Raw genomic sequence first — 20,689 nt, 5'->3', positions numbered from 1 at the left:
TGCCCGGTTATTTCTTTTTAAGGTGCATTTTGCGGTCGGGATTTCCGGCTGCCGCGTGCACATTGGTCCAGTTGTTATCGGTGATCTTCCATTCGCCCGTGATGTTCTCCAGCGGAACCGATCCGTCCGGGAAACTGGCGGCGATTTTTTTGTTCAGGAAATCTCCTTCCCAGGTACCTTCAATGGTTTCACCTCCGGCAATGCCCTGCACGGAACCGTCTTCATTAAATTTGAACTCGTACGGCGCATAGCTGCCGGTTGTTTCCGCGCCCTGCTCTTCGAAACGCACGATGTACCATTTGCCTGAAATCATGGCTTTTACCACAATGTCGTTCACCTTTGCTTCCACTTTCTTTTTAACGCAGTGGGAATGAATGATGCAGATAATAAGCGCGGCAAGTGCCACTTGTGGGGTAAAGAATTTGCGCATAGGCAAAACGGGTTAGGTCAATAGGTATATGGATGCATATTTACCGGTCACATATTCCATGAAATGCGCGCTGTTCAAAGGCTCTCCCGTAACCAGCGTACAAAGCTCATTGCTGGTGTATTTCCTGCCGTGCCTGTGAATGTTTGTTCTCAGCCATTCCAGTAACGGAAGTGTATTCCCCTGTGCCAGGTTTGCTTCCAGTTGCGGAATGTCTTGCGTGGCTTTTTTATAGAACTGTGCGGCATACAAACTTCCGAGACTGTAAGTAGGAAAGTATCCGAAGCTGCCATGGCTCCAGTGCACATCCTGTAAACAGCCGTTACGGTCGTTCTCCACTATAACGCCGAGCCAGTTCTTATATTGTTCGTTCCAGAAGGCCGGAATGTCTTTCACCGCAAGGTTACCGCCAATCAATTCCTTTTCAAGTTCGTACCGGATCATCACATGAAAATGGTAGGTGAGTTCATCGGCTTCCGTTCTGATAAAAGAGGGTTTCACCTGGTTGATGCCTTTGTAGAAATGGGGAAGATCAACGCCCGCCAGTTGTTGGGGAAAAGCTTGTTGCAAACGGGGGTACTGGTGTTTCCAGAAGCTGAGGCCCCGGGCAACGTTGTTCTCCCACATCCTCGACTGGGATTCATGGATACTGAGTGAAGCCGCTTCTCCCAGGGGCAGTCCATACTGGTCTTCCGGCAGCCCCTGTTCATAAAGGGCGTGGCCCAGTTCATGAATGGTGCTCCATACCATATTGCCAAGGTCGTGCTCATCCACGCGTGTGGTGATGCGCACATCTCTTGCAGAGAAATTGATGCTGAAGGGATGTTCCGCGATATCCTGCCGGCCAGCTTCCAGGTCGTAGTTCATTTCTTTCAAAAGGTTCATGCCATAATCCCACTGTTCCTGTTTGGGATAATTTTTATGCAGAAACCCATTGTCCACCTGCGGCGCGCTGCCGATGCGTGCTATCAGTTCCCGCAGCGGTTGTTTTAATTGATGGAAAGCGGCGTCAAGCATAGTAACGGTAGCGCCTTTTTCATAATCGTTCAGCAAAGCATTATAACGGTGGCCTTCGTAGCCGAGGAGGTCAGCTTCCTGTTTTTTGAGTTCCACCACTTCCGCCAATGGAGCCGCGAAAAGCGAGAAGTTGTTTTCTTTACGCGCGCTCATCCACTGGTTAAAGCTTTTAGAGATGGTTTCACTCATCTGGCGCACAAAACTCCCGGGGAGTTTACGGCTCTTGGTTACATCTTCTCTGATCAGACGGAGGTTGTGTTGCTGGTCCGCTTCAAGGCCATGCCCTTCTCCCAGTTCTTCCAGCAGGTCATGTATTTCAGGAGAAACGAATTTAGCATGCGCCAGTTCCGTGAGTGTGGCTACCTGCCTGGCCCTGGTGGCGGCGCCTGCTGGTGGCATATAGGTTTCCTGGTCCCATTGTAAAACGGCGGAGGCATAACGGAGGTCGGCTACTTCCTGCATTTTCTGAACAAGGCTGCTGTAAGTTTCGGATGGGGACATTTGTGAAAGTTTGCGGCGAATTTCGGTTGTTTAACGCTAATTCCAGCGCAAAATAAAAAACGGGCGACTGTAAAACAGATCGCCCGGCGCTGACCGACCACCATCTTACTACAATGTAAGAGCCGACAGCAAAAGGATGAATAGCTTTCAGAGGTCGCGACACACACCGGGAATGACGGGCAATTTAAGCAATAGGTTGTCATCATGATAAGCAATACCGTGTTTTAACCCTTTTTGTTGATCTTGAATAAGAATTCCCTGAACTTGTTATAACTTTCCATATCTAAAAGATGAACAGATGACCTTACGAAAAAGCTTACTGGCATTGCTGTGTGTATGTGTTTCCCTTGTTGCCGGCGCCCAGGATATTGATTCCATGCTGAACCGGCTGAGCAGGGATTACCCGGAAGAAGTGGTGTACGTGCAAACCGATAAGTCACATTTTGTTTCCAACGATACGGCCTGGTTCAAAGCCTATATCATGCAGAACGGGATTCCTTCTGTACTGAGTACCACCTTGCTCGCCGATCTGGCCGATGCTTCAGGAAAACTGGTGGCCCGCACATTGTGGCCCGTGCTGGAAGGAAGCGCGGCAGGTTTTTTTTCACTAAAGGATCTGAAAGCTGGCGTGTACCAGTTTCGTGCATACACGCCCTGGATGATGAACAACGATACGGCATTTTTTTTCCGTAAGAACATCGTGGTGGTGGAAACGGGCAATGCAAAGCCTGAAGGTGTGCAGTTCGATTTCGGATTTAAAATGTTGCCCGAAGGCGGCAACTGGGTAGCCGGCGTGGTGAACAATATGGCTTTCATTGTGCGCGGATCAAATGGTATGCCCGTGCAGGTGAAGGGAAAAGTGGTGGAAGAAGGTACAGAAGAAGCTATCACCGACTTTCAATCTGTCCACGATGGAATGGGGAACTTTCTGATGGTGCCCCAGGAAGGGAAAACGTATACGGCCATTGTGGAGGCCGAGGGTAAAACAAAACGTTTCCCGCTTCCTCCCGCCACCAACAACACTGTGTCGTTAAGGGTGCAGCAAACTTCGCAGCAGTTGCTGTTCCAGTTGCAATCGGCCCCCATGTTCAAAACGCTGATGCCGAATATTACCGTGGCCGCTTATATGAACCAGCAGTTGGTGTACAAGGCCATCGCGCAGGTCGGAAAACTGTCGGAAGGCATCAGTGGCCGCATACCCCTGAAAGGCTTGCCCACCGGCGTGTTGGTGCTTACCGTATTCGCCGACAACTGGAAGCCGGTAGCGGAAAGAATTTGTTTTGTAAAAGATGACTCAACGGCGCTCCCCTTGCTCACGCTGAAGCATGATACGACGTCCGTTAAACCCAGAGGACTCAATGTCTGGGAACTGAATTTGCCCGAAGGTGCCGCCGGAAATCTCTCCCTTTCCATCACCGATGCAGATCGGGTACCTGGAACTGAGTTGGAAGAAAACCTGCTCACCAGGTTCCAGCTTACAGGAGAACTGAAAGGAAGGGTGTACAATCCGGGATGGTATTTGTCGAAGCCCTACGATTCCACCAGGAAAGCTTTGGATCTATTGCTCCTCACACAGGGATGGCGGAAATACAACTGGGAAGTGATGGCCAAAGGATTCTATCCACCGATCCGCGTGAAACCTGAACAATACCTCACGTTAAAAGGAGATGTTTCCACCGCCTCCGGTAGAAAATCACTGCCCAACCAGGAACTGATGCTCATTATGGCGGGAAAGGATTCTTCCAAACAGATACTCACGGCCATGACAGATATCACGGGTACTTTTAAAATGCCCGGCATGGTGTTCTTTGATACCGTGAATGTTTATTACCAGTTGAACAAATCGAAAGGCGACGCCAAAGATGTGCTGTTGCGCCTTAGTCCTTCCGTGCCTTCTCTTATGACGGCGCTTCCCCCGCTCGCGGAGAAGAATGCCTACTTCCTGGAGGATACCGCCATGCGAAACCTGGCTTTGAACAGGAAGAATATTTTCGACAGGTTATATGGCCAGAAAGGTGTGCTGGATGAAGTAATTGTTCGTGCCCGCAAGAAATCACCGCTCCAGATGATTGATGAAAAGTACGCAACGGGTTTGTTCTCTTCCGATAATGCCACCAGTTTCGATTTTATCAACGAACCGCCAATGGGAATGATGGACATCTTCCAGTTCCTGCAGGGTAGAGTAGCCGGTTTACAGGTTTCAGGTATGGGTGGAAATGTGTCGCTTTCCTACCGGGGTGGGGCACCCTCTCTTTTCCTCGACCAGATGCCGGTGGATGCGCAGATGCTTTCAGGTATTCCTGTTACAGACATTGCGCTGGTAAAAGTATTCCGTCCTCCGTTCTTCGGCGGAGCAGGTGGTGGCGCGAACGGTGCGATCGCCATCTTTACCAAAAGAGGAGGAGATGGTAATTCTTCTGTTCCCGGACTGGAGAAAACAACGATGGCGGGGTACAACCAACTCAAACAATTCTATAGCCCGGATTACGAACTCGATCCCGAAGCCAATCCTTATGGAGATTTTCGTTCCACCATCCTTTGGCAGCCTTATATTTTGGTGGGAGCGAAGGAAAGAAAAACCGCCATCCGGTTCTACAACAACGATGTGACCACCCGTTTCCGGATAGTGGTGGAAGGTGTAGACGCCGAAGGGCGGTTGTTAAGGTTGGAGAAAGTGGTGCAGTAGAACCTACTTCTTCATTTTTTCCGAGTATTTCACGCCTTCTTCAATCCATTTCGGAGCGGGCTTGCCTAGCAGGTAATGGTCGAAGAATTCAAATTGCCTTTTCTGGTAATCAATCTGGTTCTCTTTTTTGGCCAGGCCATGGTTTTCGTCGGCATATACCAGCATGATGTGTGGCTTCTGCATTCTGCGCAGGGTGCCGTACATTTCAATGCCCTGGTGCCAGTCAACAGCGCCGTCCTTGTCTCCGAAAGCAACCATCAGCGGTGTATTGATGTTCTTCGCCTGGAACATGGGAGAGTTGCGGATATGCTCTTCCATCCTGTCGTACCAGGGACCATCGAAACGGCCTTGTGAGGTCTCGAATATTTTCTGATCCGGAACACCGCTGTTCCAGTAAATACTCATCGACATACTGATCAGGTCCGTTAAAGGCGCGCCGGCAATGGCCGCTTTGAAGAGATTCGTCTGGGTGATGATGAAGGAGGTTTGGTAAGCCCCCCAGCTGTGCCCCATTAAACCAACTTTGTTTTCATCGATCATGCCTGTTTTTAAAACTTCTTCCACAGCCGGCACCACACAGTTCACGGCCGACATACCGGGTTCGTTGATGTCGTAAACGATATCCGGGCGGAAAATGAAATAACCGTTGGTCGTGAAGTTGGTGGTATTGTATGCGCTTCTCTCGTTGGGAGAAGTATAGCCATGCAGGGTGTTGGACAGTATCTCATAGATGTACACCACCATCGGATATTTTTTTCCGGGCTGGTAATCGGCAGGGTAGAAGAGGGCGCCCTGGAGTTGCTGACCTTTCTTATTGGTGAAGTTCACCAGTTCGCTTTTACCCCAGGCATAATCTTTCTGTTGCGGGTTGGTCGTGGCCACTACAGTGGATTTCTTCCAGTCGCCATTCACGGCCACTACGGAAGGTGATTCGCTGAAGGTTTGCTGCAGGTAGGCGTATACGTCAGCGTCTTTTGCTTTGGTAAGCCTGCCCATGGCTTTATCTGCATATACGAGTTCCTGCACCTGACCTTTGTTCAGTTGGTAGAAACCGCTGCGCTTTGTTTTATCGCCATACGCGGAGAGTATGATGGGTTTTGTTTCATCGAAATATTCATTTTCAGCATCGGTGCGCACTATGCGGAAAACGATTTCGTCTTTTTCGCCGCTGGTCAGTTTCCTTGTTTTTTTGCCATCGGCCTGAAGTGCGTAGATATTGTATTCATCGTACACCAGCAGGTCTTTGTCACCTTTTGTCCAGCCTGCCATACCGAAAGGCGGTTTAGTAGCGGGATGGTCGTCTTTGGTATTCCAGAAATCAGTTTTTATACCACCACTCAGGTTCCTGTGCTGGTTTTGCTGCACATCGTATACCCACCAGTTCTGATCGGCGAAATAGGTGAGGTATTTTCCATCAGGTGAGGAGTTGAAGCCTGTGTAATATCCGGCAAGTTTCTTTTCTCCCAGTAACTTTCGAGTACCGGTTTTCAGGTCTACGAGGTGAAAATCGGCGTAATCTTCTTTGAATGCCGGTTTGTATTTAGTGTCGTTCATCACCACTGCGATCTTTTGTTTTCCGCCAATGGATGCACGGGGAAAAACACTGTCGGCCACCTGGATGAAGTTCTTTTTATCGAAGTTGTAAACACCGAGGAAGTTGGCGTTTTTATCCTGGTTGTAGGTGAGTTTCTGGCGGGGTTGGATTTCTTCATCTTTCCAATGCCAGATATCAAGTCCGGAAGGGTTTTTCAGCGAGGAATCCTTTTTAGGCGCTGCCTTTACCAGGGCTGCGGAATCTTTCCTGGTGGAATCTTTTGCGGCGGGCGCTTTCTTTGCCGTATCCTTTTTGGGTTTTTCGGTCCACTTGTTCAATCCGAAGAATACACTGGTAATATCTTCGCTTAACCCGATATTCGCCGTAGGCACAATACGCATGTCTTTTGGAAGACCTGCAAGATCGCTGTTCGAAAGCAGGGTGAGTGCAGGTGTTTTGTATACATTCGTATACGTGTAGATCACACCGGTTTCTTCTTCATGGTCCGGTGATTTAACGGTTTTCATGAAACAAAGTGCATCCCCGTTTTTTTGCCAGGTCAGCTGGCTGAACCTGCAGGTGTCGCTGGCCAGCACTTTCAGCGCATAAGTGTTCAGGTTAAAAAGTTCCACGCTGTTGGCCGCGTCGTTGGCGCCTTCAATAACATAAGCGAGGAAATCTCCTTTTTTATTGAAAGCGGATGCCGTAACGTTCCCGATGGTTCGTGTGGTGCTGTCAGTCAGGTTCCGGAGCAACAGGATGCTTCCTTTTTCCGTGTTACCTTTGGCCGGATCGAGGGTAATGGCCAGGAACTTCCCATTTTCACTGAATGAAAACCTGCCCGCATTTTTGATGGAATACTGCCTGCCTGTAACCAGGTTCATGTAGCCCGTACTGTATTCTACCGGCTTTTTTTGTTCTTCCAGCTTTTCCGATTCTTTGTAGGATACGCCAACCCTGTAAGCGATCCATTGATTGTCGCCGGAAAATACCGGTCCTGAAGCGAAAGCGATGGCGTATTTCTTTTTGGTGAGCAGGTTCTCGAGGAACAGACTGTCATTGTCCTTCTGCACCATCATCTGCCAGGCGAGCCATGCGCCATTGTTGGAAATAGCGGTGGCGCCCAGGCTTTGCCATTTGCCGTAATCTTCGGGCTTTAACTGTTTTTTCGTTTGAGCGTTGCCGGTAATGCCGGCAAGCAGTGCACCTGCCAGTAACAGGCGATAGAATTTTTTCATTCGGTTGCTTTGCATTTTAGTGAAAGATGTATCATTGGTTGACGGGAAAGATATTTTAAATTGCAGCAATGTGGCAAAATTTTGGATGAACGGGCGTAATTTCTTTATTTAGATTTGAACGGAAGTTTAAAAGGGCGGAAGATATGGCTACACGTATTAAAGATATATCGGATTGGCTGGAAATCATAGCGCCTCCGGCATTGCAGGAAGAATGGGACAATTCCGGGCTGCTTACAGGCAACGGGGAAACCATTTGTACCGGCGTACTGGTTACCTTAGATGTTACTGAAGCGGTACTGGATGAGGCCATTGCCCGCGGTTGTAATATGGTGGTGGCGCACCACCCGGTCATTTTCAAAGGACTGAAGAAACTGACCGGGAGGAATCATGTGGAAAGAACGGTTATAAAAGCGATCCGGAACGATATTGCACTTTACGCCATTCATACGAATATCGACAACAGGATCAACGGCGTGAGTGGCCGGATGGCCGATAAAATGGGGTTAGAGAAACAGAAGGTGCTACAGCCGATGAACGGGTTGCTCCGGAAATTATATACTTATGTTCCGGCAAGTCACCTGGAGCAGGTACGGGTTGCCTTATTCAACGCCGGGGCGGGAACCATCGGATTATACGATGAATGCAGTTTTCAGGCCCCGGGCGAAGGTACCTTCCGGGCAATGGATGGTGCAAACCCATTCCTTGGAGAAAAGGGGGCGCGCCACCTGGAGCAGGAGCATAAGCTTGAAGTGCTGTTTGAATCCTGGAAGGAGGGGGCCGTTTTAAAGGCGCTTCGCGCCGCGCATCCTTATGAGGAAGTTGCTTACGAGGTGGTACGCCTTGAAAACCAGCATCCTGAAAATGGCGCCGGAATTGTGGGGGAGCTCACCCAGCCGGTTGCGGAACAGGAATTTCTGGCACGGATTAAAAAATCCTTTGGACTAACAGCCTTACGGCACACGCCGCTCAGGAACCGTGAGGTACGTCGCGTAGCCGTTTGTGGTGGCGCAGGTAGTTTTTTGATTTCCAATGCATTACGTCAAGGAGTGGATTTTTATATAACCGCTGATGTGAAATACCATGAATTTTTCGGAGCGGAAGGGCAAATGGTGATCGCGGATATCGGGCATTTTGAAAGTGAACAATTTACCGTAGAATTGCTATATGAAATTTTGCTGAAAAAATTTCCTAACTTTGCCGTCCTTAAATCGGACGTCATAACAAACCCGATTCAATATTATATATAATATGGCTACAGTTAAAGAATTCTCCGTTGAGGAAAAATTAGCCTCGCTGATCACACTGCAGAAGATTGAGTCCAAACTGGACGAAATCAAGATTTTGAAAGGTGAACTTCCGATGGAAGTAAGCGACCTGGAAGATGAAGTGCAGGGCCTTCATGCGCGCCAGAACCGTATCGAAGAGGAAATCAACGGTATCCAGGAGTTCATCAACACCAAGAAGAACGCCATTACCGAAGCCGACGCGCTGATCCAGAAATACGAAAAGCAGAGTGCTAATGTGAAGAACAGCCGTGAGTTTGAAGCGATCAATAAAGAGATCGAAATGCAGCAACTGGAAATGAAGCTGGCTGAAAAACACATCCGCGACGCCAACGAAGAGGTGGCCGATAAAGCACGCCTGCTGGAAGCCGCGAAAAAACAGATCGCCAACAAAGAAAATACCCTCAAGCACAAAAAAGAGGAACTCGATAAAATCATCGCCAGCACAGAAAAGGAAGAGACCGCGTTCTCCACTTCTTCCAATGCTGCCCGTGAAAAGGTAGATCCCCGCTTACTGCATTCTTACGATCGTATCCGCAAGAACTACCGCAATGGCCTCGCCGTTGTACCAGTTCTCCGCGATGCCTGTGGCGGTTGCTACAACGCGATCCCCCCTCAGCGCCAGAGTGAGATCCGTCAGCACAAAAAGATCATCGTTTGTGAAAACTGCGGTCGTATCCTGGTTGATTCCGATCTGAACGATTCCGTTGAAGTTTAATACCTGTTGCGGTTTTAATATGTTGAAGGCCCTTCCGTTGTGAAGGGCTTTTCTTTTGGGCCTCACCCCAACCCCTCTCCTGCAGAAAGGGGCTCCGTTTTTTCACCCATCCCCTCCAACATACCTTCTCAACGACTTATATTTGTGCGTATGCTGCTCAAACTTAATATCCGTAACTACGCCATCATAGATGAACTGTCCATCGGTTTTTCTCCCCAACTCAATATCATCACCGGGGAAACCGGGGCGGGTAAATCCATCCTAATGGGCGCGCTTTCCCTGATTTTGGGTGAAAGGGCCGATACGTCTTATTTGCAGAACCGGGAACAGAAATGTGTAGTGGAAGGCATCTTCCTGACGGGGGGCAGGAAAGATGTGGCGGCGTTCCTGGAGAACGGCGACCTCGATCCTTCCGATGAACTGATCATCCGCCGCGAGATCAGTACCGCGGGAAAATCACGCGCCTTCATCAACGATACACCCGTTTCGCTGGAACAACTGCGCACATTAAGCGCGATGATGGTTGATCTTCACCGGCAATTCGATACGCTTGATATTGGCAAGGTAGACTTCCAAAGGTCCGTGCTGGATGCGGTGGCAGGAAATGGTGTTCTTAAAGACGCTTATATGGCCCAATACGCGGAGTGGCAGGCAACGCTCCGCGAACTGAACAGACTACGCAAAGAACAGGAACAGTTCAACCGCGACCTTGATTACCACCAGTTCCAGTTCAACGAACTGGATGAAATGAATTTCCGTGCCGATGAATTGGAAGAAACGGAAGCGGAACTAAAGATGCTTTCCCAGGCAGAACAGTTACAAGGCGCACTGGCTGCTGTTTGTTATAATTTGTCGGAGTCCGAACAGCCCATCGTGCAGCAACTGAAGCAGATGCTGCAACAGGTGCAGACTTACAGCGATGGATATGCGCCATTGAAGGAGCTCGTAGAGCGGTTACAATCAGTGCATGTGGAGTTACAGGATATTGCCGGGGAATTCGACCGGCTTCAGGACCATATTAAACACGATCCGCAGCGGTTGGCTTTCCTCAATGAAAGGCTGGCGGCGGGCTACAGGCTTCAGAAGAAACATGGCGTGAACACGACCGCGGACTTGATTGCCATAAAAGAAGAACTGGAGAAGAAGTTGCAGGCTTCTTCAGAAAATGGCGACCGCATCACCGCCCTCGAAATAAAGGCCGCGAAAGAAGAATCGGCTTTGCGGGGAACCGGGAAGAAACTGTCCGAAAAAAGGCAGGAGGCCGCAGGTCCGTTTACGAAAGAAGTAAATACTTTACTCACGCAGGTAGGTATGCCCAATGCCCTGCTGAAACTGAGCTTAACGCCGTGCGAACCCGAACCGCAAGGTATGGACCAGGTGGAATTTCTCTTTGATGCCAATAAAAGTGGTCGCTTTGAACCCGTGCGCAAAGTGGCTTCGGGTGGTGAGTTGAGCCGGCTGATGCTGTGCATCAAATCATTGGTGGCCGGATCAATGGACCTGCCTACGATGATTTTCGACGAGATCGATACCGGTATTTCAGGAGAAGCCGCCAAACAGGTTGGGGTAATTCTCCGGAAACTGGCCACCCAAAGGCAGGTGCTCTGCATAACCCACCAACCGCAGATCGCGGGTAAGGCCCATGCGCATTACTTTGTTTACAAGGAAACCCGGAACAACAAGGTGCGGACCAATATCCGGCTTTTGGGAGAAGAAGAAAGGGTAAACGCCATCGCGCAGATGCTGAGCGGAGAAACACCTACGGCCGCAGCGCTTGAAAACGCAAGGGAATTGGTGAATTCTTAACGGTATTTCCCCCGATATAGCTATTTTTACGGCCTGAATTTAAAGTAAACAATATGGGATACAACCTTTTAAAGGGGAAGCGCGGTATCATCACCGGCGCGTTAGATGAAAACTCAATAGCCTGGAAAGTAGCCGAAAAAGCACACGAAGAAGGTGCCACTTTCGTGCTCACCAACGCGCCTATCGCCATGCGGATGGGAGAAATTAAAAAACTGGCCGAAAAAACCGGTTCCCAGATCATTCCCGCTGATGCTACCAATGTAGAGGAATTGACCACGCTTTTCACCCAATCCCAGGAAGTGCTGGGTGGCAAAATCGACTTTGTACTGCACTCCATCGGCATGAGTGTGAACATCCGTAAAAATGTGCCCTACACTGAATCTAATTATGATTATTTCCTGAAAGGAATCGATGTGTCGGCCCTTTCGTTCCATAAAATGCTGAGCGTTGCCCGTAAACTGGACGCGATCAGCGAATGGGGAAGCGTGGTGGCCCTTACTTATATGGCCGCGCAACGTACCTTCCCGTTCTATACCGATATGGCCGATATCAAAGCCATGCTGGAATCCATCGCCCGTAGCTTCGGCTATCATTATGGCCTGGAAAAGAAAGTGCGTATCAATACCGTATCCCAGTCGCCCACAAAAACAACTGCCGGCACCGGTATCAAAGGGTTTGGCGATTTCTACGATTATGCCAATGCGATAGCCCCCCTGGGCAACGCCACCGCTGAAGATTGCGCGAACTACTGTATTACACTCTTCTCCGATCTTACAAAGATGGTTACGATGCAGAACCTGTTCCACGACGGTGGCTATTCCAATACCGGCGTGAGCAATGAAGTAATGCAGAAGCTTGGGGTAGAGTAAGGAATTTTTAATTTTTGAACGATGGATTTTGGATGGGGAAACTCAATTCAGAATCCATTTTTTTTGCCTCAGCTTCACAAATTTTCAGCTTGGATATTAACCAGGCAAGCATATAGTCAAGGCTGTAGCAGCTGTATTGAACATGGCGATTCTAGTTCTCCCTTCACTCCATCATCCAAAATCAATCCCCCAAACAAAAAAATAATAAGCGTATATACCTGTATCAAACATGTACATACGCTTATTGATAAAAACAGAACAACGGGGTGCAGGATCAATAATCCAACATCCATCATTCAACATTCAAAATCCTAATACTCGTCCTCGTTGAAGAAAAAGTCTTCCTGGGAAGGATAGTCGGGCCATATATCATCGATCCCTTCATAGATCTCGCCTTCGTCTTCCAGTTCCTGCAGGTTCTCTACCACCTCAATGGGGGCGCCGCTTCTGATGGCGTAATCGATCAGTTCGTCCTTTGTGGCCGGCCAGGGTGCGTCTTCAAGATACGATGCTAGTTCAAGTGTCCAGAACATATCACTGATTGTTTAATTTTTGGCAAATGTAATTTTTACAACGAAATATCCAAATCAAATGTTGAAAGAACGGTATTAGTGTTTTCCTAAAACCGGTGTTTTCCACATTTAAACGGGCAAATGTGCATTCCCATTTTATTTTTTGATGCGGGAACCCTTAATTTCGTTGCATGCTCAGCGCCCGAAACATTAAACGTTCATTTGGAGATTTATTGGTTCTGAAAGGAGTGGATATCGATATCCGGCAGGGGGAGATCGCCAGCATTGTTGGGTCTTCAGGTGCCGGAAAAAGTACGTTGCTCCATATTCTGGGCACCCTGGATAAAGCGGATGAAGGCGAAATTTACCTGGAAGGGCAACGGATAGACCAGCTTAAGGGCAAAAAACTGTCCGATTTCAGGAACCGCCACATCGGGTTCGTTTTCCAGTTCCACCATCTGCTCCCCGAGTTCTCCGCATTGGAAAACGTGTGCATCCCTGGCTGGATCTTTAAGGATAAAAGCAAAAAAGAAGTGGAGGCCAGGGCGAAATCGCTGTTGGAGAAACTCGGATTGGGGCACCGGCTGGAGAACAAGCCCGCGGCATTGTCCGGCGGCGAGCAGCAACGGGTTGCCGTAGCCAGAGCCCTCATCAACAACCCGGCGATCGTTTTTGCCGACGAGCCCACGGGAAACCTCGATTCAGCCAATGCTAGGGAATTGCACCATTTGTTCTTCGATCTGAAAAATGAGTTCAACCAGACCTTCCTTGTGGTGACCCATAACGAGGAACTTGCCCAGATGAGCGACCGGGTACTGCACATGAAAGACGGACTCATGGCGCCTTAACGCACTGCCGGTCGCCAGGGAATTTCTTCCACCTGCAGTAGCATACCAGTATACCGAGCCACAACGAACAGGTAATCGCTCAAACGGTTCATGTATTTCAGCACGATGGGCTCAATAAACATATCTTCCTGTTGCAATTGAACGCATAATCTTTCCGCTCTCCTACACACACAACGGGCGATGTGCGCAGTGGAAACCGCTGGATGTCCACCGGGAAGGATAAAGAATTTCATCGCCGGCAGTTGTTCATTCATCTGGTCCATTTCCTGTTCCAGCAGGTGAATATCCTCTTCTTTAAGATCAGGGATACGCATCTTCGTTTCCTTCTCCGGGTCGCAGGCCAGCGATGCGCCTACGGTGAAAAGACGGTCCTGTATGATGCGTAGAATGCTTCGTGTGTGGGTATCTGTGAGGTGATCGTTCAGTAGTCCAATGTAGGAGTTCAGTTCATCCACCGTGCCATAGGTTTCAATCCTGATATGGCTTTTAGGAACTTTCGTTCCCCCGATAAGTGAGGTTTTGCCGGCATCTCCTGTTTTGGTGTAAATCTTCATCCGAATGTTGAATTTTAGCTGTTGAATGTTGAATCGGGTTTCAATGTTAATTCAAAATCCAGCATTCAACATCCAAAATTAATGTTGTACAGCGAATGTGTCGGCATTCATTTTATCGCTTTCCACTACACCGTCTTTAAGGCGTACGATGCGCTTGGCGTGCATGGCGATGTCTTCTTCGTGTGTTACGAGTACTACGGTGTTTCCTGCGGACTGGATGGCGCCAAAGATTGCCATGATCTCGTCTGAAGTGCGGGAGTCCAGGTTTCCCGTGGGCTCATCCGCCAGAATCAAGGAAGGATTGTTGATCAGCGCGCGTGCGATGGCAACCCGCTGACACTGTCCGCCACTGAGTTCGTTGGGTTTGTGGTGGCTTCTTTCCGCCAACCCTACTTTTTGCAGTACATCCATCGCTCTTTCCGTACGTTCTTTTTTGGCGACACCGGCGTACACCAGTGGCAGCGCCACGTTTTCGGCCGCGGTAAGTCTGGGCAGGAGGTTGAACTGCTGGAAAACAAAGCCGATTTCCCGGTTGCGCACGGCGGCCAGGTCGTCGTCGATCATCTTGCTTACATCGTGGCCATTCAGTACATATTTTCCTCCGGTTGGCGTATCGAGACAACCGAGAATATTCATCAGGGTGCTTTTGCCGGAGCCGGAGGGCCCCATCAGCGCCACGTATTCGTTCTTGAAGATATCGAGGTCAATCCCTTTCAGTACCGGGATGGCCTGCGTTCCCATGAAATAACTTTTTTGGATGTTTTCCAGGTGAATGATGCCCTGCATAGGAGTAAGTGTTTAGGTGATTATGCTTCGGAAGGGTTTTTGATAACTTTGGGAACCTTGAAATACTGGTTGTCGTGTGTAGGCGCGTTCTTCAGGCCGAGTTCACGGGGGATGGAGCCCTGCACTTTATCTTCGCGCAATACGTTCACTTCCGGGCTCATGTGGAGCAAAGGCGCCACGCCGGTGGTGTCCAGTTCATTCAGTTTTTCCACGAAAGCGATCATCTTTTTGAGATCGTCGCGTATGGTGTTTTTTTCTTCTTCCCCGAATTCCAGCCTTGAAAGATGGGCCAGTTTATCGATAAGCTGATCGTTTACTTCCATGATTGAAAGGTAATTATTTGCCGTTAAAATTTAGCGCAATAAATGATAAAAGGTATCATAAAAAAATCCCTCCCGTAGAGACGAGAGGGAAAGTATAGCCATGAAAAACAAAAAAATATGAGAAAGAAAGACTAGTCTTTCTTTGCGTAACGTTTTTTGAATTTGTCGATACGACCTGCGGTATCCACCAGTACATTCTTACCTGTGTAGAAGGGGTGCGATGTATTGGAGATCTCCAGTTTGATCACAGGATACTCGTTACCGTCTTCCCACTGAATGGTTTCTTTTGAATTCGCTGCTGAACGGCAAAGAAAAGCCGTACCGTTACTCATGTCTTTAAAAACTACGAGCCTGTAATTAGAAGGATGGATACCTTGTTTCATGATTTTCAATTATTTGCACTTGGATTTTGCCAAGTTGGGTTATAACAGGATGCAAAAATAGCTAATTTTCATTGTTTATACAACGTTTTTTTGCCTAGCTCTTCATGTTGATGTATTGCAGGGGAATGCCGATGTTCCAGCTTTTGGAAGCCTGAATCACTTCCTGGAGGTCATCGATCTTTTTCCCGGTCACCCGAACGATATCGTCCATGATGGCTGCCTGTACTTTCAGGCCTGAATCTTTGATCAATTTAACGATTTTCTTGGAATCTTCCTGTTTTAATCCGTTGCGCACCGGAACTTCTTGTTTGGTCACCTTACCGCTGGGGTAGGGTTCTTTACTGAGGTCGTAGATTTCAGCGGACAGGCCCTGCTTCATGGACCGGCTGATCATAACATCGATGATCTGCTTCATTTTCATGTCGCTATCAGCTTCCAGGTTCACTTTAAAATCCTTTTTGTTGAGGTCGATCACGAGGTGCGATCCTTTAAAATCGAACCTGTTGCTGAGTTCCTTCACCGTGGTATTGATGGCGTTGTCGAGTGTTTGAACATCTACTTTGCTCACGATATCGAATGAGGGCATACGAACTGTTTTGTGCGAAGGTAAGGTTTTCCGGCTACTGCTGTCCTTCGCTGCCCACGCGTTTTTGCTCATCGGAAGCGCTGCCGGTTTTCCTGCGTTGCGGTGCCTGCTGTCCTTTTCCAAACCGGTAGGAAAATGTGACGGCCACACGGCGGTTGTCCCAGCGGTTGTTGATTTTCAGGTCCAGGTTATCGAACCGGGTATATCCCCGGAAACGCTGGATCCAGAAAGGATCGCGGAGGTTCAGGCGAAGGGTACCCTTGTTATTCAGTATTTGTTTGGATGCGCCGAAGTTCACCACGCCCATGGGCCTGGCCACGATAATGCCGCCTTCCAGCGATTTGGAGCGGTAGAATCCGCTTACTTCCGCGCCCCAGCCTTTGTTAAAGCGGAACATGTTGTTCACGTTCACCATGTAGGCGAAAAGATCGGCTTCCAGTTCGGCATTGTTCACCGTGCCTGCGAATTTATTGTAGAAGCCATTGGCGAATACGCTGGTGGTCCACCATTTCAGCAGTTGTTTGTTGTAACTCACGGAAAGCCCGAGGTTCCGGCTGGAAGCGATGTTTTCTTTGGTCTGGTAGGTTACTTTCGCCGCGTCGTCCTGACGCAGGATTTCGTTTATGATGTCGTTTGTACTGGTGTAATTCAGATTGAAGTTCCATTCGCCTTTGTAGTTGTAACTGAGTTCCACGTTTTTGCTGAACTGGGGCCGGAGGTAGGGGTTGCCTTCCTGGTACGTGAACTGGTCGAGTATCCGCTGGAAGGGGTTCATATCCTGGTAATTGGGACGTTCTATCCTTCTGCCGATAGACAACCCTAACTGACTTTTTTCAGAAGCCGCATAACTGAGGTAGGCGGTAGGGAAGAATTCAGTGTAGTTTCTTTTGAATTTCTCATTTTTCACCACCTGGTGCCCGTTCGCGATGGTGTTTTCCATCCGGAGGCCTGCCTGTACGCCCAGTTTTTTGAACTGTGCCCTATAGTTGGCGTAAAGTGCGTTGATGTTTTCTTTATAAATGAAGTGGTTGGAACGGGCGTCCGGTTTCCATTCTCCGTTTTCAAGGAATTCGTAGGGCGAATTATTATCTGTTTCCACATAACTGCTTTTCCAGCCGGCTTCCAGTTTGCCGTTCTTTTTCAGTGGATGAATATAGTCGACTCTTCCGCTGTATATGTTGATCTGAGACGGCACTTCTCCCCGGAGAATATAGGGGTTGGGCACAATGGTGCCGGGATTATCAATTACATCTCCATCAAGGTCATAAAGTGTATTCGTTGATTGCTGACTGCTTTTGGTATCGTATGTAATGTAGTCCAGGTCCGCAGTCAGTTCTCTGCCCTTATCGTTGAGGATTCTTCTGAAGTTGAGGTTGATACCGCCATTGCGCCACTTGTCTCTGTTAGAGGTGAGGGCCACGTTCCGGGATTCGATGTTCTCATAGGCATCCATGAGGTCGGTATTGCTGTTCACATCATTACTTCTTCGGTCGATGGTGCCGTTAAAGCCCAGTCCGAACGTGGTTCTTTTGTCGGCGTAAAAATCTATTCCACCGCGCAAACTATGGTTCCTGCTGTAGAATTTGATGAAGCTGTTCTGATCGAAAATGGAGGAAATGGTTCCGTTGGTGCGGAAGGTCCGGTTCAGTTCCAGTTCATTGAAGCCTTCCCAGTAGTTGAAGCCGTAGTTGCCGAATATGTTCAGTTTGCCCGTGCGGTAATTGGCCTGTAAACTATTGGTGTTTTTGGGTTGAACGCCCTGAATATAACTGGTGGTGAAGTTTCCGTTGAAACCTTTTTGTTTGTTCTTTTTGGTTTTGATGTTGATGATGCCGGAATTTCCTGAAGCGTCGTAACGTGCGGAAGGTTGTGTCATGATCTCCACCTGGTCAAGCTGGTTGGCCGACATGTTTCGGAGCATATTGGCGAGATCCTGCGCGCTCAGGTAAGTGGGTTTGTTGTCGATCATCACCATTACGCCCTGTTTTCCTTTCAGGCTGATGTTGCCGTCTTTGTCCACCATAACGCCCGGAGATTTTTCCAGCACATCCATCGCAGTGGTGCCCGCATTGGTAATGGAGGCATCCACATTCACCACTGTTTTATCAATCTTGTTTTCAATCAGTGGCCTTTTACCTACCACCGTTACACCGCCCAGCGTGGCCGCGGCGGGAGAAAGACTGATAACGGGAACGGTATTTTCCCCTGCCCGCAAGTTGGTTTTTTCTGAAAACCGGGTAGAAAAACCCACAGCCGAGACAGATAGAAAATAATTGCCCGGCTGAAAACCACCAATCTCAAATTTTCCGGTTGAATTACTGAGTGCGGTTTTTACGAGTGCAGAATCGGAAGCACGGAGGAGTTGAACAGAAGCGGAAACAACAGGTAGCTTTTCGTTGTTCACCACACTTCCCGAAACGGAAGCGTTCTTCTCCTGTGCATAGGATAAGTAGACGAATCCCGTTGAAAGGGCCGCCAGCAAAAGTTTTTTCATGACTATGTGTTTGTGTGTGTTCGGTAACCTAATACCAAAATTGGCCTTTATGAACAAACTGTTAAAACGATTTGGGATAAAGGGCGGGAATAAGTGACCAATACATGAGCGGTAAATTGATTGGGTATTTTTAAGAAGGGACCGGAGCAATGGCAGTTTTTTTCGGTTAAAACACGAAGGTGGTTTAGGTAAAAACTCTTATTCTGCATAAATGTAACAGGTAGAGAAAAATACCTGTGCTAACTTTACGTCTGTTAATTGTCCATTTCCAATACCTGAAAAGTCTAAACCATCCGGTCCGATGAAGCGTAATTTGTACCTGGCAGCAGGAATGCTGTTGACTTCTTTTATTTCAAGGGATGCTGTGTCCCAATGCCAGAGTGGGTACACGCCCAATTCTGTTACTTATACGCATACCGTTACCAATGCTTTCGGCACCGAGTTTCATCAATTCTCGGTTCCCAAATTCGGTCTCACAGGTACATTTTTAAATGCACATGTCCGCACATTCGTTACGCTGCACGACTTCAATTACCAAATGGAAAACCCCAATCCTACATCGGTATTTTACCGGGTGGGCGCTCAAAAGGAGGATTTCATTACCAGTCCTGATATACCCATTTCATTTGATAATGCAATTTTGGAAAGAACCCCCAACTATCAGCTTCAGCCCAGCGATGGCGTTCCGGGCAGTGGAACTGATTTCAGAAGCGGGTCAATGGGAGATGTATGGACAGGGGAACCCGTAATTGATGAAATAGATGGCGGCGGGTACTACCAGGGAAGCGGTAATATTTTGTTTGAACTGGAAACCAGTACTTATAATCCGTATGGTAACCCTAACGTAATCACTACTTATTCGTCCTTATCCACCACTTTTGAGATCACCTACAATTACTGCTCTCAGGTTATCCTTTCAGATGATGTCATTAACTTCAGCGCACTGAAGATTGATGATGAAAAATATGGTTTGTTTTGGAATGTTTCAGAAGAGATGCCTGGAAGGAAATACCTCATTGAAAAAAGCCTGGATGGAAAGAATTTTTCAATAGACGGAAGTCTTACCGGACTCGGCACAACTCAGGGTATGGCTGGTTACAAGTATTCAGGCAAGCGTGCTTCGGGTAAAGAACATGCTTTGTATTTCAGGATCGTTCAGGTGGAAGCCGGTGGTGAGAAAAAATATTCACCAGTAAAAAGAATCGAATGGCAGCGTGACTTCTACGCGATTGATGTTTTTCCCAACCCGGCACGTGACCATGTGGGTATAGACCTCAGGAGCCATTCTTCAAAAGACTGGAACATACAAATCTTCAGTCTTGATGGAAAAGCCGTTCAGCAAAGCAATATTAAAACGCCTAATGGTTTCTCCAGGCTGCAACTGAACAACACTATCCAGCGCGGCATGTACATCCTGAAAGCCACTTCCGTTTCCGGAGGAACTTCCGTTTCCACCAAATTATTCGTAGACCGATGAATTGCCTATCTTTGAGCCCCATCCAAAGATAGATGCTTCAGATACTCTATACTTATCTCATTCAACGTAAATCATTGTTCCTGCCGGGTGTAGGGCATTTCCGGCTGCTTTCAGGCACGGCCCGCTATGATGCTGTGCACCAGCAGCTTTTTCCGCCTGTTCCCGAAATTCAGATGACAGACGAACAGCCACCCACACAAAAGGAACTGTTCGATTATATCGCGAGGAAACTGGATATTTCTGAACTGGAAGCCATCCAGCAGTTCAATACCTGCCTGTTCGAAATGCGGCAGCAACTGAAAAGCGGTAAGGCCGTAGACTGGCAGGGGGTGGGTGTGCTTTCCGCGGGTAACTCCATCAGCGAAACGATCCTGATTCCATACCATTACTCCGGTTCGGCCTTAGGACCGGTGGGGGCGAACCGCATCATCCGTAAAGATCGTCAGTATGCGATGCTGGTAGGTGATGAGGAAACGGATACCGGAGAAATGCAGGAGAGGCTTTTCGGAGAAACGGAAAGAAAACCGTTGCATTGGGGCTGGTACGTGCTTCTGCTCGCCATCATAGGCCTGCTCTTTCTAGGATACCATATTTTTAATGCAGGTGCCGGTAGCTTTACCGGTAACCGTCAGTTGATCTTCCCATAA

General features: G+C 48.4%; 18 protein-coding genes. 8 read left to right on the top strand and 10 right to left on the bottom strand.

Annotated elements, in window-relative coordinates:
• Nucleotides 1-7: 7 nt before the first annotated feature.
• A complete protein-coding gene (locus M4J38_RS11310; protein WP_251759697.1) occupies nucleotides 8-430 on the bottom strand; it encodes a hypothetical protein in 423 nt (140 codons plus the stop codon).
• Between the two features lie 12 nt (nucleotides 431-442).
• Complete coding sequence (locus M4J38_RS11305) at nucleotides 443-1,945, bottom strand: carboxypeptidase M32 (RefSeq protein WP_251759696.1); 1,503 nt, start codon at nucleotides 1,943-1,945, stop codon at nucleotides 443-445.
• Nucleotides 1,946-2,243: 298 nt separating this feature from the next.
• On the opposite strand from M4J38_RS11305, the gene M4J38_RS11300 reads away from it, so the two are divergent.
• The gene (locus M4J38_RS11300; RefSeq protein WP_251759694.1) at nucleotides 2,244-4,631 is read left to right on the top strand and encodes a hypothetical protein; all 2,388 of its coding nucleotides are present in this window, start codon (nucleotides 2,244-2,246) and stop codon (nucleotides 4,629-4,631) included.
• A 3-nt stretch (nucleotides 4,632-4,634) separates the two neighbouring features.
• On the opposite strand, the gene M4J38_RS11295 is transcribed toward M4J38_RS11300, so the two are convergent.
• On the bottom strand, nucleotides 4,635-7,403 hold the full coding sequence (locus M4J38_RS11295) for a S9 family peptidase (protein WP_251759692.1): 2,769 nt from the start codon (nucleotides 7,401-7,403) through the stop codon (nucleotides 4,635-4,637).
• A 143-nt stretch (nucleotides 7,404-7,546) separates the two neighbouring features.
• Here M4J38_RS11295 and M4J38_RS11290 point away from each other — a divergent pair, with 143 nt between their 5' ends.
• The 4 genes from M4J38_RS11290 (at nucleotide 7,547) to M4J38_RS11275 (ending at nucleotide 12,079) form a co-directional block, all read left to right on the top strand.
• Nucleotides 7,547-8,650: a Nif3-like dinuclear metal center hexameric protein gene (locus tag M4J38_RS11290; RefSeq protein ID WP_251759690.1), complete on the top strand. Its 1,104-nt coding sequence runs from the start codon at nucleotides 7,547-7,549 to the stop codon at nucleotides 8,648-8,650.
• Nucleotide 8,651: 1 nt separating this feature from the next.
• On the top strand, nucleotides 8,652-9,404 hold the full coding sequence (locus tag M4J38_RS11285) for a zinc ribbon domain-containing protein (RefSeq protein ID WP_251759688.1): 753 nt from the start codon (nucleotides 8,652-8,654) through the stop codon (nucleotides 9,402-9,404).
• A gap of 150 nt (nucleotides 9,405-9,554) precedes the next feature.
• Nucleotides 9,555-11,210, top strand: coding sequence for a DNA repair protein RecN (gene recN, locus M4J38_RS11280; RefSeq protein WP_251759687.1), 1,656 nt, complete (start codon nucleotides 9,555-9,557; stop codon nucleotides 11,208-11,210).
• A 53-nt stretch (nucleotides 11,211-11,263) separates the two neighbouring features.
• The gene (locus M4J38_RS11275; RefSeq protein ID WP_251759685.1) at nucleotides 11,264-12,079 is read left to right on the top strand and encodes an enoyl-ACP reductase; all 816 of its coding nucleotides are present in this window, start codon (nucleotides 11,264-11,266) and stop codon (nucleotides 12,077-12,079) included.
• Nucleotides 12,080-12,390: 311 nt separating this feature from the next.
• Here M4J38_RS11275 and M4J38_RS11270 read toward each other — a convergent pair whose 3' ends face one another.
• Nucleotides 12,391-12,612: a DUF2795 domain-containing protein gene (locus tag M4J38_RS11270; protein WP_039131553.1), complete on the bottom strand. Its 222-nt coding sequence runs from the start codon at nucleotides 12,610-12,612 to the stop codon at nucleotides 12,391-12,393.
• A 170-nt stretch (nucleotides 12,613-12,782) separates the two neighbouring features.
• On the opposite strand from M4J38_RS11270, the gene M4J38_RS11265 reads away from it, so the two are divergent.
• Nucleotides 12,783-13,439, top strand: a complete 657-nt coding sequence (locus M4J38_RS11265) for an ABC transporter ATP-binding protein (RefSeq protein ID WP_251759684.1) — start codon at nucleotides 12,783-12,785, stop codon at nucleotides 13,437-13,439.
• On the opposite strand, the gene M4J38_RS11260 is transcribed toward M4J38_RS11265, so the two are convergent.
• The 6 genes from M4J38_RS11260 to M4J38_RS11235 all read right to left on the bottom strand — a co-directional run bounded on the left by M4J38_RS11260 (nucleotide 13,436) and on the right by M4J38_RS11235 (nucleotide 18,565).
• Nucleotides 13,436-13,993, bottom strand: a complete 558-nt coding sequence (locus M4J38_RS11260) for a cob(I)yrinic acid a,c-diamide adenosyltransferase (protein ID WP_251759683.1) — start codon at nucleotides 13,991-13,993, stop codon at nucleotides 13,436-13,438. The two genes, M4J38_RS11265 and M4J38_RS11260, sit on opposite strands and share 4 nt — an antisense overlap.
• Before the next feature lie 78 nt (nucleotides 13,994-14,071).
• The gene (locus tag M4J38_RS11255) at nucleotides 14,072-14,779 is read right to left on the bottom strand and encodes an ABC transporter ATP-binding protein (RefSeq protein WP_254004475.1); all 708 of its coding nucleotides are present in this window, start codon (nucleotides 14,777-14,779) and stop codon (nucleotides 14,072-14,074) included.
• A gap of 20 nt (nucleotides 14,780-14,799) precedes the next feature.
• Nucleotides 14,800-15,102, bottom strand: coding sequence for an Asp-tRNA(Asn)/Glu-tRNA(Gln) amidotransferase subunit GatC (gatC, locus tag M4J38_RS11250; protein WP_251759681.1), 303 nt, complete (start codon nucleotides 15,100-15,102; stop codon nucleotides 14,800-14,802).
• A gap of 131 nt (nucleotides 15,103-15,233) precedes the next feature.
• A complete protein-coding gene (locus M4J38_RS11245) occupies nucleotides 15,234-15,485 on the bottom strand; it encodes a type B 50S ribosomal protein L31 (RefSeq protein WP_251759680.1) in 252 nt (83 codons plus the stop codon).
• Between the two features lie 94 nt (nucleotides 15,486-15,579).
• The gene (locus M4J38_RS11240; RefSeq protein ID WP_251759678.1) at nucleotides 15,580-16,071 is read right to left on the bottom strand and encodes a YajQ family cyclic di-GMP-binding protein; all 492 of its coding nucleotides are present in this window, start codon (nucleotides 16,069-16,071) and stop codon (nucleotides 15,580-15,582) included.
• Between the two features lie 34 nt (nucleotides 16,072-16,105).
• Entirely contained in the window at nucleotides 16,106-18,565 is a 2,460-nt protein-coding gene (locus tag M4J38_RS11235; protein ID WP_251759677.1) for a TonB-dependent receptor domain-containing protein, read from the bottom strand.
• A 301-nt stretch (nucleotides 18,566-18,866) separates the two neighbouring features.
• Between M4J38_RS11235 and M4J38_RS11230 the strand changes: the two genes are divergently transcribed.
• Complete coding sequence (locus M4J38_RS11230) at nucleotides 18,867-20,042, top strand: T9SS type A sorting domain-containing protein (RefSeq protein WP_251759675.1); 1,176 nt, start codon at nucleotides 18,867-18,869, stop codon at nucleotides 20,040-20,042.
• A gap of 32 nt (nucleotides 20,043-20,074) precedes the next feature.
• A complete protein-coding gene (locus M4J38_RS11225) occupies nucleotides 20,075-20,689 on the top strand; it encodes a hypothetical protein (protein ID WP_251759674.1) in 615 nt (204 codons plus the stop codon).

Origin of the sequence: Parasegetibacter sp. NRK P23, from assembly GCF_023721715.1 — a bacterium.
In the GTDB taxonomy this organism is placed as follows: domain Bacteria; phylum Bacteroidota; class Bacteroidia; order Chitinophagales; family Chitinophagaceae; genus Parasegetibacter.
The sequence above is the reverse complement of the archived record's forward strand: the minus strand, read 5'-3'. Positions and strand labels throughout refer to the sequence as shown.

Bases quoted from the DNA above. Each gene is read 5' to 3' on its own strand.
- M4J38_RS11310 (WP_251759697.1), bottom strand. From the start codon at position 430: ATGCGCAAATTCTTTACCCCACAAGTGGCACTTGCCGCGCTTATTATC.
- M4J38_RS11305 (WP_251759696.1), bottom strand. From the start codon at position 1,945: ATGTCCCCATCCGAAACTTACAGCAGCCTTGTTCAGAAAATGCAGGAA.
- M4J38_RS11300 (WP_251759694.1), top strand. From the start codon at position 2,244: ATGACCTTACGAAAAAGCTTACTGGCATTGCTGTGTGTATGTGTTTCC.
- M4J38_RS11295 (WP_251759692.1), bottom strand. From the start codon at position 7,403: ATGAAAAAATTCTATCGCCTGTTACTGGCAGGTGCACTGCTTGCCGGC.
- M4J38_RS11290 (WP_251759690.1), top strand. From the start codon at position 7,547: ATGGCTACACGTATTAAAGATATATCGGATTGGCTGGAAATCATAGCG.
- M4J38_RS11285 (WP_251759688.1), top strand. From the start codon at position 8,652: ATGGCTACAGTTAAAGAATTCTCCGTTGAGGAAAAATTAGCCTCGCTG.
- recN (WP_251759687.1), top strand. From the start codon at position 9,555: ATGCTGCTCAAACTTAATATCCGTAACTACGCCATCATAGATGAACTG.
- M4J38_RS11275 (WP_251759685.1), top strand. From the start codon at position 11,264: ATGGGATACAACCTTTTAAAGGGGAAGCGCGGTATCATCACCGGCGCG.
- M4J38_RS11270 (WP_039131553.1), bottom strand. From the start codon at position 12,612: ATGTTCTGGACACTTGAACTAGCATCGTATCTTGAAGACGCACCCTGG.
- M4J38_RS11265 (WP_251759684.1), top strand. From the start codon at position 12,783: ATGCTCAGCGCCCGAAACATTAAACGTTCATTTGGAGATTTATTGGTT.
- M4J38_RS11260 (WP_251759683.1), bottom strand. From the start codon at position 13,993: ATGAAGATTTACACCAAAACAGGAGATGCCGGCAAAACCTCACTTATC.
- M4J38_RS11255 (WP_254004475.1), bottom strand. From the start codon at position 14,779: ATGCAGGGCATCATTCACCTGGAAAACATCCAAAAAAGTTATTTCATG.
- gatC (WP_251759681.1), bottom strand. From the start codon at position 15,102: ATGGAAGTAAACGATCAGCTTATCGATAAACTGGCCCATCTTTCAAGG.
- M4J38_RS11245 (WP_251759680.1), bottom strand. From the start codon at position 15,485: ATGAAACAAGGTATCCATCCTTCTAATTACAGGCTCGTAGTTTTTAAA.
- M4J38_RS11240 (WP_251759678.1), bottom strand. From the start codon at position 16,071: ATGCCCTCATTCGATATCGTGAGCAAAGTAGATGTTCAAACACTCGAC.
- M4J38_RS11235 (WP_251759677.1), bottom strand. From the start codon at position 18,565: ATGAAAAAACTTTTGCTGGCGGCCCTTTCAACGGGATTCGTCTACTTA.
- M4J38_RS11230 (WP_251759675.1), top strand. From the start codon at position 18,867: ATGAAGCGTAATTTGTACCTGGCAGCAGGAATGCTGTTGACTTCTTTT.
- M4J38_RS11225 (WP_251759674.1), top strand. From the start codon at position 20,075: ATGCTTCAGATACTCTATACTTATCTCATTCAACGTAAATCATTGTTC.